The following is a 20,652-nucleotide window of genomic DNA, read 5'->3' on the forward strand; positions in this document are numbered from 1 at the left end:
GCGCGTTCGGAGCGTTCACAGCGTTCGCAGGAACGCGATCAACGCTTGCTTGTCCTCGGCGCTCAGTGTCGTGAGAAATTCCAGGCCCGGGACCGCACCGGTCGTCATCCCCGGAGGGCTCCACCCCTTTCGCTCGTAGTCCGGTTCGAGACGCGCCGGATCGAACAGCTCTTCGAGCGTGAGAATGGACGCGTCGTGGAGCAGCCGAGGGCGGCTCCACACCCCCCGCAATGAGGGGATCTTGTAGAAGCCGGTGCCCTTCCGCGTGCGCAGCGCGAGGCCGGGGTCGGTGCCCACGCTCCGATCCCGCACGTCGCTGAAATTGGGATGATCGAGCGGAACCGTGTATCCGAGCGCCGGCGTCAGCTCGCCGGTCGTGTAGTTCGGCGGCGGATGGCACGCGCCGCACTTCTCCCGCCGAAACACCTGCTCGCCGCGCTTGACGAGATCCGCAGGCGGGAGGTTCGGATTCCTCGCAGGCTCGAGCGACAGCAGGTACACGCCAATGGCGTATAACACCTCGTCCGCAAAGCGGGTCTTCATTCGACGCTGCTCATCGCTGAGCATGCGATGCGAGCCGAAGTCCATCGGGTCGGCGCCGGTGATCAGCGCCGCGTAGCGGGCGACGTCTTCCGGTCCGCGAAGGCGGTGCGTGCCGGTGGCGTCGATGTAGCGGCTGTAGCGCAGCACGTGCAGGTCCGGCACACGCGCGCCGTGCCAGGGATGGCCGTTGGGCCTGGGGATCACGCCCTGGCGGTTGCCGAACGATGCCGCGGCTTCCTGGCGCGACAGCGCGGCCAGAGCCTGCAGTCTCGGATCCGGATCCCACGGCGTCTCGAACAGGCGCCGAACGGTCGCGCCGAAACTCTCCCCCCCGAACGCGCGCTGCGAGGCGACAGCATTGAGACGAAAGGCGCCATCGGCGCCAATCGCGCCGAACCCGTCGGGAACCGGCGCCAGCGGTCCTGCATAGTCGATCGTGCGGTCGGCATTCACTCGGCGATGGCACGTTGCGCACGCCAGGTTGCTGAGCATCAGGCCGCGATCGGTGACGACCCAACGCGGCTGAAAGACGGTGCCGTCGGCGAGGCCGGGCACGTTGGCGAAAGTGACGGGATCGCGGGCGCGGGCGATCAGCGCGGGATCATCGGTCCGGCTCAGTGGATCGTCGAGGTCCCTGAACGCGCGCCCGCCGGCGGCAATCCAGTCCTTCGTCGAGCGGATGGCGGCCGCATCCACCAGCGGCTCCGGCTTCTTCTTCTGAAGCGCCTCCCAGTATCCCGGTGGCTCTCGATCGGGCCGGTAGACGGGATAGGTACGGAGGTTGTCGCCGGCAATCGCGTAGTACTCGGATCGGCTGTAATGGGAGGGGCGCACCTTGAGTGCGGCAACCGGCGTTGCCCAGTCATCGAGCTGGCGATCGTTCCAGATGACCGGCGCCCGGGCGGCCGAGTAGACCGCGCTGCCGAGGCACAGAAGGATGCACCACGACAGAAAGCAGTATCGATGACGGACTGCGCTCATGCATGCCTCCGCGCGTCCGAGGCCGCTGTTTCAGCGGCCGGCGCCGCTATGGAACTCCACGATGAAGCGATCGAATGCGTAGAGCAGATCCTCGCGGTTCGAATACGGGCCGGGGATGTACGCAGGTGAGCTGATGCCCGCCTGCGACAGCTCGCAGACGTACCAGTCCTGCTTGTTCGTCATGTCCCAGAACTCCACGCAATCGGCGGGATCGAAACCGGGGCGCGCCAGCTCGGACGGCTGGAAGTGCCACTCGCACACGTTGATGGTCCGATCGGGCGCGATCGGCCACAGCGTGTGCGTCAGCATGTAATCCGGATGCAGGCTGAGCATCATGTTCGGAAAGATGCAGTAGTAGTACACCCGCCGCGCGTCCTCGGCTGACAGGCCGGGCAGAATCGCGCGCGGGCAGGTCCCGTCCATCGACAGGGTCTCGACACCCGGCTGCAGATCCATCACGCCCCCCATGTAAGTGGGTCGCAACGGCTCGTTCTCTCCGCTCAGATAGTGGGACAGCTTGTTGAGCGCCGGGTGCAGGTTCGGGCAGTGCAGGCACTCGTTGTAGTTCTGGATGATCAGCTTCCAGTTCGCCTTCACGTCGTAGACGATGCGGTGGCCGCGGCGCAGCTCGCCCATGTTCCAGCTGCGGAACTTCGCGATCAGCGGCCCGAGCTGGTCGGCGAGCGGCGCGGGATCGGCGGACAGGTTCAGGAAGACATGGCCGTCCCACTCCGCGGCATGCACCTGCAGCAGCGGATAGTCGGCACGCCGGAAGTGCGGCACCTCGTTCATGTGCGGCGCGCCGATCAGCGCGCCGTCGAGATCGTAGGTCCAGGCATGGTACGGGCACTGGATGCTGCCGGGGAACTGTCCCGCGGTCTCGGGGCAGAGCCGCGTGCCGCGGTGGCGGCAGACGTTGTGAAACGCACGCACCTCGCCGTGCGCGTTGCGCGTCACGACGATGTTGTAGCCGTTCAACTCGCGGATGGAATATTGCCCCGCCCTGGCGACTTCTTCCGAACGTCCCGCGTGGAACCACATCCTGCCGAACAGGCCGTCGAGCTCCGCGGCAAGGTATGACGCATCGGTGTAGTACTTCGCCGGCAGCGTGGACGCGCCCTCCGGCATGTTGTCGCGGGGTTTGACGACGACGTGTTCCATGGCAGCCCTGACGACGAGATCCGCGAGGGGCGAAGCCCCTCGGGGAGAATATGATACAAGACTTCGAGGTGAGCCAACTTCGCCGCGAGCTGGGACGCTGGGACCTGACCGCGATCGGCGTCAACCAGGTCATCGGCGGCGCGGTATTCGCGATGCCGGCGGCGCTTGCCGCGATCGTCGGCGGGTGGAGCCCGTTCCTCATCGTCGCCGTCGGCCTCGCCTCGCTGCTGATCGCCGCGACCTTTGCCGAAGTCAGCAGCCGCTTCGACTCCACCGGCGGACCATATCTCTACACCAAAGCCGCGTTCGGACGTTTCGCCGCGTTCGAAGTCGGCTGGATGCAGTGGTTCACCAGGGCCACGAGCTGGGCGTCGGTGATCAACGTGCTCGTCGCCTCGCTCGGATTCTACTGGCCCGCGGTCACCGCCGGCGCGATGCGAACCGCGCTGCTCACCGCCATCATCGTCGCGCTCGCGTCGATCAACATCGTCGGCATCCGTCAGAGCGCGTGGGTCGTGAACGCGCTGACCATCGGCAAGCTCGTGCCGCTCGCCCTGTTCATCGCCGTCGGCCTGACACAGCTGGGACCAGGCGGATTCGAGCTGCACGGGCTGCCCTCGTCGAGCGAGTTGTCGCGCAGCGCGCTCCTGTTGATCTTCGCGTTCGGCGGCTACGAAGTGATCCCCGTCCCCGCCGGGGAGGCCAAGGATCCGCGGCGGATGGTGCCGTTCGCCTTGATCATGACGCTGGTCGTCGTCACCATCGTGCTGACGCTGGCCCAGGTCGTCGCGCTCGGCGTGCTGCCGTCGCTGCCGGACTCCAAGACCCCGCTCGCCGACGCCTCGGCGCTGATGATGGGGGCGACCGGCGCGGCGGTGATCACGCTCGGAGCCGTACTGTCGACGCTGGGCAACAACATGGGACAGGCGCTCTCCGGCTCGCGCAGTCTCTTCGCGCTGGCCGAGCACGGCGACATCCCGGGCATCTTCGCGCGCGTCAGCGACCGGTTCGGCACGCCGGTGGTCGCAATCGTGTTCACGTCCGCGGTCTCGCTGATCCTCGCCACCACCGGGTCGTTCGTGACCATGGCGCAGGCCAGCGCGGTGAGCCGGTTGATCGTCTACGTCGCGACCTGCGCCGCGGCGCTGCGCCTGCGAACGCCGCGCTTCGCCGGCGTGGTGGCGGAGCCGCAGATGCGGCTCCCCCTCGGACCGGTCATCCCGGTGCTCGCCATCCTGATTGCCCTGGCCATTCTGTTCGGCGCCACGCCGGCGCAGTTGCGCGCCGGCGCGTTTGCCATCGTCGCCGGGGCCGTGCTGTTCGTCGTTGCGATCCTGTCCGGGAGAAGACGATGAGGTCGACCCCGCCGGACTCCTGCCGCGGGCGCGCCGACGCTCGTACGGCTGCGTTACTGAGGCAGCGCGTCGATGTCGAGCTCGAGCACGTGCAGCCGCCAGACCCCGATCGCAAACGCGAGCGGCATGAGCATCGCGCAGGCGAACAGGAGGCCTGAGGCGATCGTCACCAGCGGGCCCGACGGCGTCATCAGACGCATCAGCGGCACCACGAGAATCGTCAGCGCGCCGCCGCCAAGCTGGCTCACGAGCATCAGCAGGGTGGTCCGGCGCGCCGACTCGATGCCGCGCGTGCGCGCCACCAGGAAGCTCTTGTAGAGCGACAACAGGCCGGCAAATGGCACGATGATGCCGAGCGCGACGACGATCGTCATCGCAGACCCGACGGCGGCGAGCAGCAGCAGCACCGTCAGCCCCGGCGACACCGCGCCGAACCCTCCGGATCCGCCGCGGGTAAAGCTCGGCGTGATGAACGCAACCAGCGCGGTGAGCGCCGGAATGACGACATAGGCGGCCCAGAGACGGGAGCCGTAGGCCTTGATCCACGGCCGCCGCCAGGGAAAGACCTGCGTGAAGTGGAACAGCGCCACGCTGCCCATCATCAGCGACAGCACGACGAACACCACCGCCCCTTTGCTCAACGCCTTGGGCCATCCCCAGACCCAGATCTGCGCGGTGATCCAGTACGGGGCGATGCCGGCGAGCGCGACCGCGAAGAACACGCGGACGCGCGCGTCATGAGGGGCCTGCGCCAGCGCCGCCAGCGCGACGATCATGTAGACCCCCGCGGACGTCAGCGACGTGAGCGCGTCGAACGCAGTCGCCGATGGCGGGCTGAACACCGTGTCCTCACGCGTCATTCTCGCAGATAATGACCGCCAGTGAGCCGTGGAGGAGTCATGCTTCGGACGTTTGGGACGGCGGCGATCGTGGTTCTTTCGGTGCTCACGACCGCGGCTCAACGCGCCACGCCGATTTCACCGCAGGATCTGGCGGCGATCTGGGACGCCGAACGCGTTTCTCCCCCCGTGCCGCCGCTGCTCGATCATGCCGACGTAGAGCGCCGCCTCACCGCGCTGGCCCGGTCCGACCCGCGCTTCATTCTCGAGCGCGCCGGGTCGTCGCTCGAAGGACGCTCCATCAATCTCGTGACCGTCGGCACCGGCCCGTATCGCGTGCTGCTCTGGTCGCAGATGCACGGCGACGAACCGACGGCGACGGCGGCGCTGTTCGACGTGTTCGAATACTTCCAGCGCCACCGGACCGACCCCGCGGTCCGGCGGATCCTGTCGTCCCTGACCCTCTACGTCGTCCCGATGCTGAATCCGGACGGCGCGGAGCGGTTCCAGCGGCGCAACGCGCAGGGCATCGACATCAACCGCGACGCCCTCGGCCTGCAGACGCCCGAAGGGCGCGTCCTGAAGGCGGTTCGGGATCGTTTCAATCCGAAAGTCGGCTTCAACCTGCACAACCAGGGATGGGGCACGTCGGTGGGCGATCCGCCCAAGCCCGCGTCGATCTCCCTGCTGTCGGTGGCATACGACAAGCCGCGCTCGGAGAACGCGGGCCGCCGGCTCACGAAGAAGCTCTGCGCGGTCATCCGCGATGCCCTGGAACCGTTCGCGTCGGGGCAGATCGGCCGCTATGACGACGAGTTCGAGGTGCGCGCCTTCGGCGACAATCTCACGCTCTGGGGCACGCCCGTGGTGCTGATCGAGACCGGTCCGTTCCCGTCCGCCGAGCCGGATCCACCGCTGGTCCGGATGAACTTCGTCGCGATCCTGTCGGCGCTCGACGCGCTTGCCACGGGCAGCGTCGAACGCGCCAACCCGAAGCGCTACGAAGAGCTGCCATTCAACGAATCGCGGATGTTCTACGTGCTCGTGCGGCAGGCGACGGTCGTCGCCGGCAGCGGCGTGCCGCCGTTCACGGCGGATATCGGCATCGCCGCGAATCGCCGCGTCCGCCCGGTGGACGGACAGCGCCGCATCCAGGTGCAGGCGAACATCGGCGACCTCGGAGACCTGCGAACCTACGGCGCGCTGCGCACCATCGATGCCCGCGGGCTCGTCGCCGCGCCTCTCTGGGATCCGGAGATGACGGAGGGGCAGGAGGTCGACCTTCCGGACTTCTCCAAGGCGCCGTCGCCGCGCATCATCGTTCCGGGACAATCCGCGGAGATCGTCCTGCTGCGCTCGCTGAACGATCCGTCGAAGCCCGCGTCACGCTACGTGGTCGACACCATCCTCAAGTACTGAAGGAGCGGTCATGCGCGGACGGCTGCTGTTCTCGTCGCTCTGTCTCATCCCGGTCGCGCTCGGCGCGCAGGTCCAGCGGACGCCTCCGCGCGAGCCCGCCGCCGCCGTCACGGTCATCAGGCCCGCGCGGGTGTTCGACGGCGAGTCGATGCACGAGGGATGGGGCGTGCGCGTTCGCGGCGAGCGGATTGATGCCGCCGGGCCAATCGCCACGGTGACCGATCCCACCGCGGCCGTGGTGGACCTTCCCGGCTTGACCCTGCTGCCGGGTCTCGTCGAAGGGCATTCGCACGTCCTGCTCCACCCGTACAACGAGACCTCGTGGAACGATCAGGTGCTTCACGAGAGCCTCGGCCTGCGCATCGCGCGGGCGACGAACCACCTGCGTGCGACGTTGATGGCGGGCTTCACCACGGTCCGCGATCTCGGCACCGAAGGGGCCGCTTACGCCGACGTCGAGCTCAAGCAGGCGATCGATCAGGGCATCATTCCCGGTCCGCGGCTGCTGACGACGACGAGGGCGATCGTGGCGACCGGCAGCTACGGACCGAAGGGGTTCGCGCTCCAGTGGCAGGTGCCGCAGGGCGCCGAAGAGGCGGACGGCGCCTCGCTCGTCCGCGTCGTCCGCGATCAGATCGGGCACGGCGCCGACTGGATCAAGGTCTACGCCGACTACCGCTGGGGCGCGCGCGGCGAGGCGGCGCCGACGTTCTCGGTCGACGAGCTGACGACGATCGTCGACACGGCGCGCAGCAGCGGCCGTCCGGTCGTCGCGCACGCGAGCACTCCCGAGGGCATGCGCCGCGCCGTCGTCGCCGGGATCGAGACGATCGAGCACGGCGATGCCGGCACGCCGGAAGTGTTCAAGCTGATGAAGGAGCGCGGCGTCGCGCTGTGCGCGACACTCGCCGCCGGAGACGCGACCGCACAGTACGCGGGCTGGAAGAAGGGGGAGGGCCAGGAACCCGCCGGCATCACCAGAAAGCGCGCGAGCTTCAAGGCGGCGCTCGATGCCGGCGTGACGATCCTGAGCGGCAGTGACGTCGGCGTCTTCACGCACGGCGACAACGCGCGCGAGCTGGAGCTGATGGTGAACTACGGCATGACGGCGAGCGATGCGCTGAAGAGCGCCACCTCGATTGCGGCGCGCGTGCTGCACATGGAGAACAGGGTCGGCGCGGTCAAAGCCGGGTTGCTGGCCGATCTGATTGCGGTCGACGGCGACCCGTCGCGCGACATCGGCGCGCTGCGGCGCGTCGGGTTCGTGATGAAAGGCGGCGCCGTCGTGCGCCCCTACGAGGGGCGCCGGTAGACGATCTTGCCGTCGAAGATCGTCATCACGACTTCCGCGGCGGCGAGGTTCGCGGCGCTGGCGAAGATGTCGTTCGAGAGGACGACGAGATCGGCGAGCATCTCGGCCCGCAGCCGGCCCTTGCGGTGCTCGTCGAACGACGCCCACGCCCCGCCGGACGTCCAGCCGTTGATCGCCGACTTCAGCGTCAGCTGTTCCGGCGCGTGCAGGTCGGGGCGCCGGACGGCGGCGCGAAGGCCGTCGAGCGGCGCGAGCGGCAGCCGCGGCCAATCGGTGCCGAAGGTCAGGTGCGCGCCTGCCGCGCTCAGGCTGCGTGCCGGCCAGCCGAGCGCCGCGCGTTCCGGGCCGAGATTCCTGCTCCAGGTGAGCAGCGCATCTCCGGTCGCGTGCAGCGGCTGCAGCGACGCAATCACGCCGAGCGCGCCGAAACGCGGAATGTCCTCGGCTGCCACCGTGGCCACGCCTTCGATGCGATGGCGCGGCGCCTTTTTCGCCTGACCGCTCCTGGCGGCGGCGGCAACGGCGTCGAGCGCGGCGCGGACGGCGCGGTCGCCGGCGGCGTCGATCGCGACCTGCCAGCCGCGGGTGTCGAGCGCGGCCACGAGCGCCGCGAGCTGCTCCGGCGTCATCGCCGCGTCGCCGTCGCCGCTGCCGCGGGGCGCGTAGGGCGACAGCATCGCGGCGGTCTGGGACTCGACCGAGCCGTCGAACGCGATGGTCGCGAGGCCGGTCTTCAGCAGCGGGTCGTCGGGGTAGCGCTTCGCGATCGCGTCGAGATCCGCTGCGGCGGTGCGCTCCGCCTGAACCGCGGCGTACACCCGCAGGCCGAGCAGGCCGGCTTCGCGCGCGGCATCGTAGAGGTCCATGTCACCCGGCGACGCGCCGAGATCGTGCGCGCTGGTGATCCCCTGGCGCTGCGCGTCGCGAATCGCCAGCTGCAGCGCCTTGGCGCGCTCTTCCCGCGTCGGCTTCGGCGCCGCCTTGTCGATCAGCGCGATCGCCGTCCCCTTGAGCACCCCGGTCGGATCGCCGCGGCGATCGCGCAGGATGGCGCCGTGCGCCGGCGCGGCGGTGCGGCGCGCGATTCCGGCGAGTGCGAGCGCCTGCGAGTTCACCCACAGCGTCTGGCCGTCCTGCGAGAGGAGCCGGGCCGGACGATCGGAGACGATCGCGTCGAGCTGCGCGCGCGTCGGCTCGCTGACCGAGTCGATGGACCAGCCGACGCCGGTCACCCACGGCGCGTCGGGGCGCGCCGCCACCCAGGCCTCGATCCGCGCGCGGATGTCGTCGAGCGTCGCGGCGCCGAACAGCTGCACGGCCTCGCGCGACAGTCCGCCGGCCACCAGCGACGCATGCGCGTCGTCGAACCCGGGAAGCACGGCGGCTCCCTTGGCGTCGATCACCGTGGTCTGCGGCTTGCGGTAGCGCATCACCTCGCGCTCGCTGCCGACCTTGAGGAGCTTGTTGCCGCGGATCGCGACCGCCTCCGCCATGGTGCCGAGATCGTCGGCGGCATACACCTTCGCGTTGTGGACGATCAGATCGACCGGTCCGCTGTTGTCGTCGCGCTGCGCGCCGACAATCAAGCCGGCGATCACGGTGGACGTCACGATGGCGACGACGATGAAGCCGGCAAGGCGGGCGGCCATAAGACTGCGGATTCTATCACCCTGAAAGGCTGCTAAAGTCGCCGCTGTGGCAGCCCCGCTGACGACGCCGGCAGCCGGCGCGGCCCTCCCTGAGGAGGGGCTGGTCCGGGCGCTCGGCCTGCGGTCCGGCATCCTGTTCGTGCTGGGCAGCGTCATCGGGTCCGGCATCTTCCTGACGACCGGCACGATGGCCTCCGCCCTGCCGTCGCCGGCGCTGATCCTCCTGGCCTGGGCCGCCGGGGGGGTGATTGCGTTGAGCGCCGGCCTCACCTACGCCGAGATGGCGGCGATGTTCCCGCGCTCCGGGGGCGTCTACGTGTATCTGCGCGAGGCATTCGGGCCGATGGTCGCGTTCCTCTACGGCTGGGCGGCGCTGCTGATCTTCTTCAGCGGCGGGATCGCGGCTGTGGCGGTCGGGTTCGCCGACTATTTGAGCTATTTCGCCCCCTCGCTGTCGACGGCGCGGATCCTGTGGTCGGCGCCGACGCCGCTCGGCACCTGGACGGTGTCGGCGGCGCAGATCGTCGCGATCGTGTCGATTGCGGCGCTGGTGGCGATCAACTACGTCGGGGTGCGGAGCGGGAACGCGGCGAACGTGCTGCTGACGATCGCCAAGGTGCTCGGGCTCGCGTCGCTGCCGGTGCTGGCGTTGATCGCCGCCGATGTCTCGCCGGCGTGGACGCCTGTCGTCCCGAGCGTGCCGCGGCCCCTGGCGGCCTTCGGCGTCGCGATGATCGCGGTGCTGTGGGCGAACGACGCGTGGTACTGCATCACCTGGATTGCCGGCGAGATGCGGGACCCGCGGCGGGATCTGCCCCGCGCGCTGATCATCGGCATCTCGCTGCTGACGGCGATCTATCTCATCGTGAACGTCGCGTACCTCTACACGCTGCCGATGGCGGAGCTGCAGGGGGTGACGCGGGTGGCGGAGCGCGCGGCCTCGGTGCTGGCGGGGACCCGCGGCGCGAGTTTCGTCGCGCTGACGGTCCTGGTGTCGACGCTCGGCTGCAACGCCGCCGCGGTGCTCGCCGGCGCCCGGCTGTTGTTCGCGATGGCGCGGGACGGCGTGTTCCTGCCGGCGGCGGCCGCCGTCCATCCGCGCTATCGCACGCCTCACGTCGCGCTGGTCGCGCTCGGCGGCTGGGCGTCGCTGCTCGCGTTGTCGGGCAGCTACGAACAGCTGTTCACCTACGTGATGTTCGCGTCGACGCTGCTGCACGCGCTCGGCGCGTTCGGCGTGTTCCGCCTGCGAAGGCTGCGGCCCGACGTGCCGCGGCCGTACCGCGTGTGGGGATATCCGATCGTGCCGATCGTCTACATCGCGGCGTCCGGCGCGGTCGTGCTCAACACGCTGATCGAGCGTCCGCGCGAGTCCGTCGCGGGGTTGGCGCTTCTTGCCGTCGGGCTTCCGGTGTATTGGTATTCGAAGAAGACATGAGAATCGCCATTCTGGGATCCGGCGCGGTCGGCGGCTATTACGGCGCGAGGCTCGCGCGGGCGGGGCACGAGGTCGCCTTCATCGCGCGCGGCGCGCACCTCCAGGCGATCCGCGAGCGCGGCATCGAAATCCGGAGCGCCGCCCTCGGCGATTTCACCGTCCGCGGCCGCGCCGAAGAGGACACGGCGAAAATCGGGCCGGTGGATCTCGTGCTCGTCGCGGTCAAGACCTACGACAATCCGACCGCGCTGCCGCGGTTGACCCCGCTGCTCGGGCCGGAGACCGCGGTGCTGACGGTGCAGAACGGCGTCGACAGTCCCGGGGAAGTCGCGGCGATCGCCGGCGAAGCGCGCACGCTCGGCGGCACCACCTACATCGCGACGGCGCTCGAAGCGCCCGGACTGATCGTGCAGACGGGCGATCACCGCCGCATCGTGTTCGGCGAGGCGTTCGGCGACCTGCCGCGGATGAGCGAGCGCGTCAGGCGCATCCACGAGGCGTTCGCCGCCGCCGACATCCAGTCGTTTCCCGTCGAAGACGGACGCGTGCCGATCTGGGAGAAGTTCATCTTTCTCGCCGCCCTCGCCGGCTTCACCGGCGCCGCGCGGCTGCCGATCGGGCCGATCTGGGGAGACCCGTTCGTCAGGTCGATGTTCCTCGCCGGCTCCCGCGAGATCGAGGCGGTGGCGCGCGCCGAGGGGGTGCCGGTCGCCGCCGACGTGGTGGAGCGCATCGTCCCCTACGTCGACAGGATTCCCGGGTCGATGCGATCGTCGCTCCTGATCGATCTGCAGCAGGGAAAACCGATCGAGGTGGAATCGCTGCACGGCACGGTCGTGCGGCGCGGCGCGGCGCGCGGCGTGCCGACGCCGATCATGTCCACGCTCTACGCGGTGCTGAAGCTCCACGCCGCCGGAGAGAAACGGTAGACTTGGGGCATGAAGAAAGTCCTGATCGCCGTGCTGGGCCTCTCCGTGAGCCTCGGCGCGCAAGGCAAGGAAGAAGATCGGCTCCGCGCCTGCGCCACCGTTCTGAAGGAAATCATCGACATCCCCGACGACATTCCCAAGGACCTGCTCGACAAGGCGGAGTGCGTGGTGGTGTTCCCGGATGTGAAGAAGTTCGCGGTTGGCGTCGGCGGCACGTACGGCCGCGGCGCCATGACCTGCCGCACCGGCGACGATTTCACCGGCCCGTGGAGCGCGCCGACGCTGATGGCGCTCGAAGGGGGCAGCATCGGGTTCCAGCTCGGGGGCCAGTCCACCGACTACGTGCTGTTGATCATGAACGACCGCGGCGCGACCTCGGTCCTGAGCAGCAAGGTCAAGCTGGGGGTCGACGCGGCGGCGGCGGCCGGTCCGAAGGGGCGTTCCGCCGCGGCGGCGACCGACGTCCAGATGAAGGCGGAGATGCTCAGCTACTCGCGGTCGCGCGGCCTGTTCGCCGGCATCTCGCTCGAAGGATCGACGCTCCGTCCGGACAATGACGCGAACACCCTGGTCTACGGCAGCCAGATCGCGGCCCGCGAGATCGTGAAGGGCTCGATCGCGGTGCCGTCCGCCGCCAAGGGGATGATCGACGTGCTGACGCAGCGATCGCCGAAGAACCTGTCAGAGCGAAAACAATAGAGCCCCGCCGCCGAGCGTCAGTTATGGTACGCGAGCGCTTTCCGCACGCGGCGATAGGAACCGTCGTCCGCGGGCTCGAAGACGTGGCAGTGATCCATCTCGCCGCCGTAGACGTGCAGCGTGATTGACGGCGTGTCGGCGGCGTTCCCCAGCGTGTGATATTCGAACGGCGGGATCAGGCAGCCGGCCGAACCGCGCCCGGCCAGGACCCGGCTGCGCTCGGTGAACTCGTAGCGTCCGTCGTGCTCCGCCCGCAGGTCGTACTGGGCCACCTCCATGCGGCCGTCGACCACGCATTCGACGCACCAGATGCCCGCGTGATCGTGCAGCGCGGTTCTCTGTCCCGGACCCCACGTCATGACCACCATCGTGTACTGCCCGTCAGGATCGCGATGCAGCAGGCGCCGCGCGTAGGTCCCTTCGATGGGCGCGCGGAAACTGTCGGGCACCGCGAGGGAGCCGCAGTGCATCGAGTCCACCAGAATCGCCTTCACCAGCTCCGGCACGCGGTCGAGGCGCCCGGCGTGAATGACCGCGTCCAGCCGGGAGCGGAGCGGATCGTTCAGTACTCGCGTCATCTCGTCACCGCCTCGCGAAACGCCGCCATGCCGCCGGCGACGTTCGCCAGATGAGTGAACCCTTCGCGCTGGAGCAGCGACGCCGCCAGCGCGGACCGGAAGCCCCCTTCGCACATGACCGCCGTCGGGGCGTCGCGCCGCAGCTCGCCGCTGCGCGAGAGGATCTCTCCGACCGGGACGTTGATCGCGCCGTCGACGTGGCCGGCCGTGTACTCCCGAGGCGTCCGGACGTCGATCAGCTGCATCGGCTCGCGGCGGCCGACCGCGTCGCGCAGTTCGGCGGCCGACACCTGGTCGATCGCCGCCACCGGCAGACCGGCGCGCGACCATGCGTCGAACCCGCCCGCCAGCGTTCCTTCGACCCGATCGAGGCCGATCCGCAGCAGCTGCAGCGCTGCCTCCGGCGCCTGTGCCGGATCGTCCGCCAGCAGCACGATCGGTACGTCGGGCGGTACCACCCAGCCGGCCCAGTAGCCGATCTTCGGACCGAACCCGATGTTGAGCGCCCCTTCGGGATGCGCCGTGCCGAATTCCCCGGCGGAGCGCAAGTCGATCAGCACGGCGCCGTCGGCAACCAGCGCCGCCACCGCCGCGGGGGCGATTGCCGGCAGCGTGCCGGCACCGCGCACGGATGAGAGCAGCGCTGCCCCTTCGGCGTTGACGCGCTTCATCCGCGCGAAGTACGGAGGGGTCGGCGGAATGTCGCCGAGCACCGCCTCGACGAAGGCGTCGCGATCGGTGTGGTGCAGCAGCGCGTTCTGCCGCCGTTCGCGGCCGATCGTCGACGAGGGCTCCTTGCCGATGCCGGCCCCGCACAGCGAGCCGGCGCCGTGTCCCGGATGCACTTCGACGTCGTCGTCCAGCTGCATGACGCGCTGTAATGACGTGAAGAGATCGCGCGCGAGCCGTGCCGTCTGCTCGTCGCCGAGCAGGTCCGGCCGCCCGACGGCGCCGACGAACAGCAGGTCGCCCGTGAACAGCCGCGCGGGCTGGCCGGGCGCCGCGGCGAGAATGCAGATGTGTTCGGGAGTGTGTCCGGGGGTGTGAAGGAACGTGAGCGTCACGTCGCCGACGGCGAGCGTCTCGCCGTCACCGGCCTGCTGATGCGGATACCGCACGCCGGATGACGGTCCGGTGATGACGCGCGCGCCCGAGGCGGCGAGTTCGCGCGCGCCCGAGACGAAATCGGCATGCACGTGGGTCTCGATGGCGGCGACGATGGCGGCGCCGTGCTGCGCTGCCGCGGCGGTGTAGATCGCGGCGTCGCGCCGCGGATCGATCACCACGGCCTGTCGGGTGCGGCCGCAGCCGATCAGGAACGACGCCTGCGCGAGACCCTCGTCGAAAAATCGTTGGAACATGCGATAGAATTCCCGAGTTATCCCGCCGGAAAAAATCATACACCCACAATGACCCTGCTACTCGCCGCCGCAGTCGTTTGCGCGGGCGCCGTCGCAGGCGGTCTCGGGTCGCTCCTCGGCATCGGCGGCGGCGTGTTCCTCGTGCCGTTCCTGAACGCCGGCCTCGGCATGAACTTCGAGATCGCCCGCGCGGTCAGCCTGATGACCGTGATCGCCACGTCGAGCGCCGTCTCCGCCGGCGCCGCCGGCCGCAATACGATCAATCTTCGCCTCGGCATGGTGCTCGAGGTGGCGTCCGCCGCGGGCGGGCTGGCCGCCGGGATCACCGTCGAACGCCTCTCGCCGGGCACGCTCTACATCACCTTCGCGGTCGTGACCGCCGTGATCGCGGCGTTGATGGTGACGCGGCTCGAGAAGCGCAACGTGCTCGACGCCGACGCCGACACCGGCATCCTCGGCGGCCGCTACTTCGAAGCCGAGTCCGGCCGGGACGTGGCCTACCGCGTGAAGCGCCTGCCGGTCGCGCTCGGCGCGTCCGCGATCGCCGGCGCCGTCTCGGGCGCGCTGGGGATCGGCGGCGGCATCCTCAAGGTCCCGATCCTGAACGCCTGGTGCGGCGTGCCGCTGCGTCCCGCCGCGGCCACGAGCGCGCTGATGATCGGCGTGACCGCGGCGGCGTCGCTCCCGCTGTTCTACGCCCGCGGTCAGGTCGATCCGCCGACCGCGGCCGCGGCGGTGCTCGGCGTGCTGGCCGGGTCGCGCGCCGGCCTGTGGTTCGGCGGCCGCGCCCGCGCCAAGTGGCTCAAGGCGCTGATGGCCGTCGTGCTGGGCGCCGTGTCGTTGCTGTATTTCAGGAAGGCGCTGCTGTGAGAACGAGCGAGGCGACCCTGCAGCATCTCGAGCTGGTGCTCGGACGCCTGCTCCAGGCCGGCGTGATCGCCTCTGCCGCCTGCCTCGCCACCGGGCTCGCCGCATGGATGGCCGCCGGGCCATCCGGCTTCGCGAACGCAATGCTCACGCTGGGGCTGATGGTGCTGATGGCAACGCCCATCCTGCGCGTCGTCGTCTCGCTGGTGGTGTACGTGAGGATGCGCGACTGGTTCTTCGTGGCGACGACCGTCATGGTGTTCGTGCTGCTGGCGGTGACGGTCACCCTCGCGTTGACGAGGTCCGGCGGGTAGGCCGCGGCCGCCCCGCGGCTAGACTTCGAAGGGACGCGAGTTCACGAACGCCTCGGGGCTCGACGGGATTCCCGCCTGCTCCACCGCCGCTTCGACTTCCTTCATCCGCTCGTGCGCCGCCGAGCGCATCTTCTCGAGCAGCCCGGCGATTCTCTGCGCCTGCACGATGACGGTCGCCAGGTCGCGCTGCAGGTGCGGGTCCGGATAGGCGCGATCGAGCAGATCGCAGTGCCCGATGATGATCTGCAGCGCGCTGTTGATTTCCGCCGCGATCGACAGCGTCAGATCCGACATCGCCTCCATGGTCCGGTACTTGCCGAGCGACACCTGGAGCTGCTGGGCGATGATCGCGACGGCGAACACTTCCGCGATTGGCTGAACCGCGCGGACGTGCTCGGGGCGATACGCGTTCCTGGCGCGCTGGACGAGGTTCAGCGTGCCGACCGCGCGCCCTTTCGAGACCAGCGGCACGATCAGCGCCGAGCCGAAGCCGGACGTATGGAGGACGTTGGCGTCAAGGAAATCGGCGGCGGCGGCGGACACGTCGGGCACGATCAGCGCTTCGCGCGAGCGGACGACGCCGCCGAGAACCGTGCGATCGACCTTGAAGACGATCTCCGGACGGGGACGGCTGCGGCGCTCTTCCTCCGAGACCCGTGCCGTGTAGGTCTGGAACTCGTCGCCGTCCTCGCTGAGCAGCGCGAGCCCGATTCGATCGCACGGCACGACGTGCGAGAGCCGCGCCGCCAGGCCCTGGAACGCCAGCGTGACGTCGACCGATCGGGCGATGATTTCGAGCATCGCGTTGTGGTTCTGGAGCTGCTCGATCTCGCCGAGGTTCTGCTGGTGAGTGGACTCGTGCGCCCGGATGCGCTCGGCGAGCGTGCCGAGGCGCTGCGTCGCCAGCGCCGCCAGCAGCAGCATCACGATCCAGGCGGTGATCACCTGGACGAGGACGAGCGGACGGGTGGGGATGCCGCCCGCGACAATCCAGGCTGACGCCTGGACGACGCCGAACAGGGCGACGAGGCCCCAGATCACCCACAGCGGGGCGCGGTGGTCGCGAAACATCAGCCGATCGCCGCAGGCAGCTTGTAGGCGGCCGCTACCGGACGAAGCGGTCTGTCGAACCAGGATGGACGACGGGTCCCGTCAGGTCCCGGCGCCGGCCGCGTCAACTGCATCCATTCTTTATACGCCTGGTGCGCCTTTTCCGTGTCGACCTCGATGTCCCCGTACCGATCTTCGGGCCGGGCGCGCTCGAGGCGGACCCGCTGGTGCCAGCAGTGCATCCCGCTGACCGGATCGGGTTGAACCGGGAAGGTCAGGTTCTGGTGAACGCCGACCTCGCTCCACCAGATTCGGGCGCTGTCCGGATCGTTGCTCTCGAAGGGACGCGCGCCGTGCTGCTGGCGCATGCGATAGCGCCCGCCCGGATCGCGCGCGATCGAGACCAGCGCCGTCGCGTTCCGCGCGCCGCCGAGATCCTCGTTCAGTCGCCAGCGGCCGAGATGGTGCGACATGCCCAGCACGCCGGGCCGGATCCCCTCAGTGACCCAGACGCGGGTCACGAAATACCCGATTCGCGTCCGGACCCTGACGAGGTCGCCCGTGCGAAGCGCGTAGCGCGACGCATCGGCGGTCGCGATCCAGAGCGGATTGCTGTGCGAGATCTCGTACAGCCACTTGACCGCCGATCGGGTGTGAATCAGCGTCGGCAGCCGGAAATTCGGCAGGAGGTCGAACTCTCCGTCTTCCCGCTTCAGGTCGCGCCAGTGCACGTGGCCGGGGACATAGCGCGGGATCGCATGTTCAGGCCAGCCCCAGTCGGCCAGCGTCTTCGAGTAGAACTCGAGCTTGCCGGACGGGGTCTTGAAGCCGTTCTTCTCGAAGTCACGGCTGTAGGTGTTCTCGGACACCTTGAACACGCCGTATTTGCGCATGTACTGCAGGGGCGTGAGACTCTCTTTCGCCGCGGCCTCGGGCAGTCCGGGGACGGAGTGTTCGAACATCCAGCCGTAGTACTCGTCCATCGTGATCGGCTGGCCGGGACGATACGGGCTCTCGAAGAACTTGCGGATGCCGAGGGCGCCGTCCGGATCGATTTTCCAGCTGAGCGCGACCCAGAACTCCGATTCCTCCCACACCTCTCCGGGATTCGATTCGTGCGTGGCGGTGAACGTCTCGCCTGCCTTCTCGCGCGCGACCCGCAGCACCGGCTGGCGGAACCCGAGCCACTGCCCGGCATGCGTCTCCTGGCTCATCGTGTCGTGGCGCTCGGTGCCGAGTCCCATCGGCAGGATGTAATCGGCGAACCACGCCGTCTCGCTCCAGGTCGGCGACAGTGACACGTGCAGGCCGATCTTCTGCTCGTCCTGCAGCACCTCCATCCACGAGAACCCGTCGGGGTTCGTCCACAGCGGGTTGTAGACGCGGGTGAAGTACACGTCGAGCTTCCCGCGCCCCTCCTTGAGGAAGTGGGGCAGCAGATAGCTCAGCTCGTGGAACGACAGCGGGAACTCGCGCGGGAACAGCAGCTCGTTCCAGTATTCCGGTGCCGGCGGCGGGTTGGGATGCTTGGGGACGAACTTGTTCGTCACGTGCAGGTTCACGCCGCCGACGGTGCCGACGCTGCCGGTCAGGACGACCAGCAGATAGAGGCAGCGCGTGATCTGCCAGCCCCACAGGTTGCCCGCCGCGGCGGCGCGCCAGCTGTGCGTGGCGAAGCGGCTGCCGGCGCGGGCGATCGCATGTGCCGCTTCGACGATGCGTTCCGCGGCGACGCCGGTTTCGGCGGCGGCGAACTCCGGCGTGAACTGCGCGTACTCCTCCTTCAGGACGTCGACGAAGGTCTCGAACGTCTCCGGCCGGCCGGGATGAAGCGCCTGCAGGTAGTCGCGCCAGTTGACCCAGTCGCGCACGAATTTCCTGTCGAACAGATCCTCGTGCAGCAGAATGCGTGCGATCGCGAGGAGCAGCGCGCCTTCGGTACCCGAATACGCCGGCAGCCAGAGATTGGCCTTGGCCGAGGAATTCGACAGCCGGGGATCGATCGTGATGACCGTCGCACCCTGAGACTGCGCGTCGATGATCCGCTGCGCGTGCGGATTGAAGTAGTGCCCGGTCTCCAGGTGGGACGACAGCAGCAGGATCGTTCGGGCGTTGGCGTAGTCGGGGGACGGGCGGTCGGCGCCGGTCCAGAGGAAATGCCCCAGCCGCGCCGAGGACGAGCAGACGTTGGTGTGGCTGTTGTGGCCGTCGAGTCCCCAGGCCTGGATGACGCGATTGGCGTAGCCGTCCTCGCCGGGGCGGCCGACGTGGTACATCAGCTCGTGGCGGCGTCCTTCCTCGATTGCTTTCCGGATGCGCCCGCCAATCTCAGTCAGCGCCTCGTCCCAGGTCACGCGCGCCCAGCCCCCCTGGCCGCGCCCCCCGGTCCGCTTCAGCGGATAGAGGATGCGATCGGGGTCGTCGAGCTGGTTGGGGGTGACCACCCCTTTCGCGCAGGTGCGGCCGCGGCTGCCCGGATGCACCGGGTTGCCCTCGATCTTGCGGACGTCCAGCTTCTCCTTGTCGACGTAGGCGAGGATGCCGCAGGCCGACTCGCAGTTGAAGCAGATCGACGGAACGATCCAGTAGCGGCGCCGCTCCTTCCTCGGCCAGCTGGTGGACTCGTAGTCGGTGTAGTTGTCCCACTCCGACGGATCGGGGTGGGAGCGGAAGCCGGGCGTCATCCTGTCCGTGGCCATATCAGCTCAGAGGGACCGACTGTCCCGCCTCCACCCAGATGTATTCCCACGCCGCGCTGCCGGCGAGCGCGAGAACAGCCATCAGCATGACGATCGCCGTTTCGCCGCTCGACACCGCGCCGGCGAGGAGATAGAGGAGCAGCGGCAGCACGCCGCCGGCCGCGATCACGACACTCCAGAACAGCGGCGCGTACGCGCCCCGCCGAATCGTGTGCAGGGCGAGCTCGTGATGGCGGGTCGGGCTGGAGGCCAGCAGGTTCTCGAACACGACGATCATCAAATGCATCAGCAGACTGAAAAAGAGCACGGCCGCCAGCACCACCGACGCGTCCGGCGAGCCGACGTGAAAGACCTGGTTGATGCCGAGCAGGACAGCGGCACCGGCGACCCCGGACTGCGCGATCAGATGAATCGCCGCGTGGGGCCCCTGCCAGAGATCGCGCCCAAGTCCCTGGGCGAAAAGGAAGCCTGTATACGCCGTCGCCAGGGTCGCGAACACGATCGCCGGCGCCAGCAGCACGCTGACGACGCCCTCGCCGGCGTACCCACCGAGCCACCCGGCTCCCAGCCACAGCGTGCTGATGGCGCCATGGGCGACGAGGAACCATGTGCCCCAGACGAGCCATGATCGCCAGTTCGGTCGCGTGAGGATGTAGTAGAAGCGTGCCGGGCGCTCGAGATCGGCGATCAGGACGGCGGTCGTCGCGGCAAGGAACAGGAGCGACAGCGCGGGCGCCACCAGCATCGTCAACGCGGTTCGCTCGGCGGACAGAATCCAGAGCAGCGCCGCCACGAGCATCACTCCGGTCGACACCGCCTTCATGAACAGATAGAGGACCATGTCGATCCCCCACGGTTTGCCATGCGGGACGTCATAGTCGACGCGCGGTTCGGCCGGCGACGCCGGATCCTCGTCCGGCGCCCCCACCGGCCGCAGGTGAACCTCGCCCTCGCGGTAGTACAGCGGGCGTACCGCCGCTTCCGGCCGGATCGCACTCTCCTCGGCGCCGAGATAGAAGATCTTCGGTCCCGTGCCCTTCTCGGGCTTGCGCACCATGAACGCCTCGCGCTGCACGATGCGCGCGACCTCGCTCGCCGGGTCGTCCAGATCGCCGAAGATCCGGCACTCGGTCGGACACACGCTCACGCACGCCGGCAGCAGCTTGTTCTCGACCCGGTTCGCGCAGAAGTTGCACTTCTCGGCGGTGTGCGTGTTCGGGTCGATGAACAGCTGATCGTACGGGCACGCCTCCATACAGGCGCGGCAGCCGATGCAACTGTCGCCATGGAGATCGACAATCCCGTCGCGGCGCTTGAACAGGGCGCTCGTCGGGCAGATGCGCACGCACGGGGCGTCAGCGCACTGATTGCAGAGGACCGGGAAGAAGAAGCGGCGGGTGTCCGGGAAGGCGCCTTTCTCGACCGTCTTCACCCAACATCGATTCACGCCAATCGGAA

At 68.9% G+C, this 20,652-nt stretch carries 17 protein-coding genes; 8 read left to right on the plus strand and 9 right to left on the minus strand.

Translation table 11 applies throughout. From position 1 onward, the window contains the following. Nucleotides 1-15 precede the first annotated feature (15 nt). Nucleotides 16-1,524: a hypothetical protein gene (locus VFK57_25745; GenBank protein HET7699149.1), complete on the minus strand. Its 1,509-nt coding sequence runs from the start codon at nt 1,522-1,524 to the stop codon at nt 16-18. A 30-nt stretch (nt 1,525-1,554) separates the two neighbouring features. Further along, nucleotides 1,555-2,685: an aromatic ring-hydroxylating dioxygenase subunit alpha gene (locus VFK57_25750; GenBank protein ID HET7699150.1), complete on the minus strand. Its 1,131-nt coding sequence runs from the start codon at nt 2,683-2,685 to the stop codon at nt 1,555-1,557. A gap of 68 nt (nt 2,686-2,753) precedes the next feature. On the opposite strand from VFK57_25750, the gene VFK57_25755 reads away from it, so the two are divergent. Then, on the plus strand, nt 2,754-4,040 hold the full coding sequence (locus tag VFK57_25755; protein HET7699151.1) for an APC family permease: 1,287 nt from the start codon (nt 2,754-2,756) through the stop codon (nt 4,038-4,040). Between the two features lie 53 nt (nt 4,041-4,093). Here VFK57_25755 and VFK57_25760 read toward each other — a convergent pair whose 3' ends face one another. Next, nucleotides 4,094-4,900: a hypothetical protein gene (locus VFK57_25760; protein HET7699152.1), complete on the minus strand. Its 807-nt coding sequence runs from the start codon at nt 4,898-4,900 to the stop codon at nt 4,094-4,096. Nucleotides 4,901-4,939: 39 nt separating this feature from the next. Between VFK57_25760 and VFK57_25765 the strand changes: the two genes are divergently transcribed. Both VFK57_25765 and VFK57_25770 read left to right on the plus strand, forming a co-directional pair. Continuing rightward, nucleotides 4,940-6,298, plus strand: coding sequence for a M14 family zinc carboxypeptidase (locus tag VFK57_25765; GenBank protein ID HET7699153.1), 1,359 nt, complete (start codon nt 4,940-4,942; stop codon nt 6,296-6,298). A gap of 10 nt (nt 6,299-6,308) precedes the next feature. Continuing rightward, nucleotides 6,309-7,610 (plus strand): amidohydrolase family protein, encoded by a 1,302-nt coding sequence (locus tag VFK57_25770; protein HET7699154.1) that lies wholly within the window; start codon nt 6,309-6,311, stop codon nt 7,608-7,610. Here the strand turns inward: VFK57_25770 and VFK57_25775 are convergent. Then, complete coding sequence (locus tag VFK57_25775; protein ID HET7699155.1) at nt 7,592-9,259, minus strand: amidohydrolase; 1,668 nt, start codon at nt 9,257-9,259, stop codon at nt 7,592-7,594. The genes VFK57_25770 and VFK57_25775 overlap by 19 nt on opposite strands. Before the next feature lie 46 nt (nt 9,260-9,305). On the opposite strand from VFK57_25775, the gene VFK57_25780 reads away from it, so the two are divergent. Genes VFK57_25780 through VFK57_25790 form a run of 3 tightly spaced genes read left to right on the plus strand, consistent with a single transcriptional unit; the run spans nt 9,306 to nt 12,325 of the window. Next, complete coding sequence (locus tag VFK57_25780) at nt 9,306-10,697, plus strand: amino acid permease (GenBank protein ID HET7699156.1); 1,392 nt, start codon at nt 9,306-9,308, stop codon at nt 10,695-10,697. After that, nucleotides 10,694-11,626 carry a ketopantoate reductase family protein gene (locus VFK57_25785; GenBank protein ID HET7699157.1) on the plus strand — a complete coding sequence of 311 codons (933 nt, stop codon included), beginning with the start codon at nt 10,694-10,696 and terminating at the stop codon, nt 11,624-11,626. Before VFK57_25780 ends, VFK57_25785 begins: the two co-directional genes overlap by 4 nt. Before the next feature lie 9 nt (nt 11,627-11,635). Then, nucleotides 11,636-12,325, plus strand: coding sequence for a lipid-binding SYLF domain-containing protein (locus tag VFK57_25790; GenBank protein HET7699158.1), 690 nt, complete (start codon nt 11,636-11,638; stop codon nt 12,323-12,325). Nucleotides 12,326-12,342: 17 nt separating this feature from the next. Here VFK57_25790 and VFK57_25795 read toward each other — a convergent pair whose 3' ends face one another. After that, entirely contained in the window at nt 12,343-12,903 is a 561-nt protein-coding gene (locus VFK57_25795; protein HET7699159.1) for a cysteine dioxygenase family protein, read from the minus strand. Continuing rightward, the gene (locus VFK57_25800) at nt 12,900-14,264 is read right to left on the minus strand and encodes a rhodanese-like domain-containing protein (GenBank protein HET7699160.1); all 1,365 of its coding nucleotides are present in this window, start codon (nt 14,262-14,264) and stop codon (nt 12,900-12,902) included. Before VFK57_25800 ends, VFK57_25795 begins: the two co-directional genes overlap by 4 nt. 48 nt (nt 14,265-14,312) lie before the next feature. Between VFK57_25800 and VFK57_25805 the strand changes: the two genes are divergently transcribed. Both VFK57_25805 and VFK57_25810 read left to right on the plus strand, forming a co-directional pair. Next, nucleotides 14,313-15,134, plus strand: coding sequence for a sulfite exporter TauE/SafE family protein (locus VFK57_25805; protein HET7699161.1), 822 nt, complete (start codon nt 14,313-14,315; stop codon nt 15,132-15,134). Continuing rightward, entirely contained in the window at nt 15,131-15,445 is a 315-nt protein-coding gene (locus VFK57_25810) for a DUF1634 domain-containing protein (protein ID HET7699162.1), read from the plus strand. Before VFK57_25805 ends, VFK57_25810 begins: the two co-directional genes overlap by 4 nt. An 18-nt stretch (nt 15,446-15,463) precedes the next feature. Here VFK57_25810 and VFK57_25815 read toward each other — a convergent pair whose 3' ends face one another. The 3 genes from VFK57_25815 to nrfD are packed head-to-tail and all read right to left on the minus strand — an operon-like array spanning nt 15,464 to nt 20,626. After that, nucleotides 15,464-16,516 (minus strand): GAF domain-containing protein, encoded by a 1,053-nt coding sequence (locus tag VFK57_25815; protein HET7699163.1) that lies wholly within the window; start codon nt 16,514-16,516, stop codon nt 15,464-15,466. After that, on the minus strand, nt 16,516-19,194 hold the full coding sequence (locus VFK57_25820) for a molybdopterin-dependent oxidoreductase (GenBank protein ID HET7699164.1): 2,679 nt from the start codon (nt 19,192-19,194) through the stop codon (nt 16,516-16,518). The genes VFK57_25815 and VFK57_25820 overlap by 1 nt, the downstream gene beginning before the upstream one ends. Nucleotide 19,195: 1 nt before the next feature. Then, a complete protein-coding gene (gene nrfD / locus VFK57_25825) occupies nt 19,196-20,626 on the minus strand; it encodes an NrfD/PsrC family molybdoenzyme membrane anchor subunit (GenBank protein ID HET7699165.1) in 1,431 nt (476 codons plus the stop codon). Between the last annotated feature and the right edge of the window lie 26 nt (nt 20,627-20,652).

It is taken from the genome of Vicinamibacterales bacterium (assembly GCA_035699745.1).
Lineage (GTDB): Bacteria > Acidobacteriota > Vicinamibacteria > Vicinamibacterales > 2-12-FULL-66-21 > JAICSD01.

Excerpts from the sequence above, each read along its gene's own strand:
- VFK57_25745 (HET7699149.1), bottom strand. The coding sequence starts at position 1,524 with ATGAGCGCAGTCCGTCATCGATACTGCTTTCTGTCGTGGTGCATCCTT.
- VFK57_25750 (HET7699150.1), bottom strand. The coding sequence starts at position 2,685 with ATGGAACACGTCGTCGTCAAACCCCGCGACAACATGCCGGAGGGCGCG.
- VFK57_25760 (HET7699152.1), bottom strand. The coding sequence starts at position 4,900 with ATGACGCGTGAGGACACGGTGTTCAGCCCGCCATCGGCGACTGCGTTC.
- VFK57_25765 (HET7699153.1), top strand. The coding sequence starts at position 4,940 with ATGCTTCGGACGTTTGGGACGGCGGCGATCGTGGTTCTTTCGGTGCTC.
- VFK57_25770 (HET7699154.1), top strand. The coding sequence starts at position 6,309 with ATGCGCGGACGGCTGCTGTTCTCGTCGCTCTGTCTCATCCCGGTCGCG.
- VFK57_25775 (HET7699155.1), bottom strand. The coding sequence starts at position 9,259 with ATGGCCGCCCGCCTTGCCGGCTTCATCGTCGTCGCCATCGTGACGTCC.
- VFK57_25785 (HET7699157.1), top strand. The coding sequence starts at position 10,694 with ATGAGAATCGCCATTCTGGGATCCGGCGCGGTCGGCGGCTATTACGGC.
- VFK57_25790 (HET7699158.1), top strand. The coding sequence starts at position 11,636 with ATGAAGAAAGTCCTGATCGCCGTGCTGGGCCTCTCCGTGAGCCTCGGC.
- VFK57_25795 (HET7699159.1), bottom strand. The coding sequence starts at position 12,903 with ATGACGCGAGTACTGAACGATCCGCTCCGCTCCCGGCTGGACGCGGTC.
- VFK57_25800 (HET7699160.1), bottom strand. The coding sequence starts at position 14,264 with ATGTTCCAACGATTTTTCGACGAGGGTCTCGCGCAGGCGTCGTTCCTG.
- VFK57_25805 (HET7699161.1), top strand. The coding sequence starts at position 14,313 with ATGACCCTGCTACTCGCCGCCGCAGTCGTTTGCGCGGGCGCCGTCGCA.
- VFK57_25815 (HET7699163.1), bottom strand. The coding sequence starts at position 16,516 with ATGTTTCGCGACCACCGCGCCCCGCTGTGGGTGATCTGGGGCCTCGTC.
- VFK57_25820 (HET7699164.1), bottom strand. The coding sequence starts at position 19,194 with ATGGCCACGGACAGGATGACGCCCGGCTTCCGCTCCCACCCCGATCCG.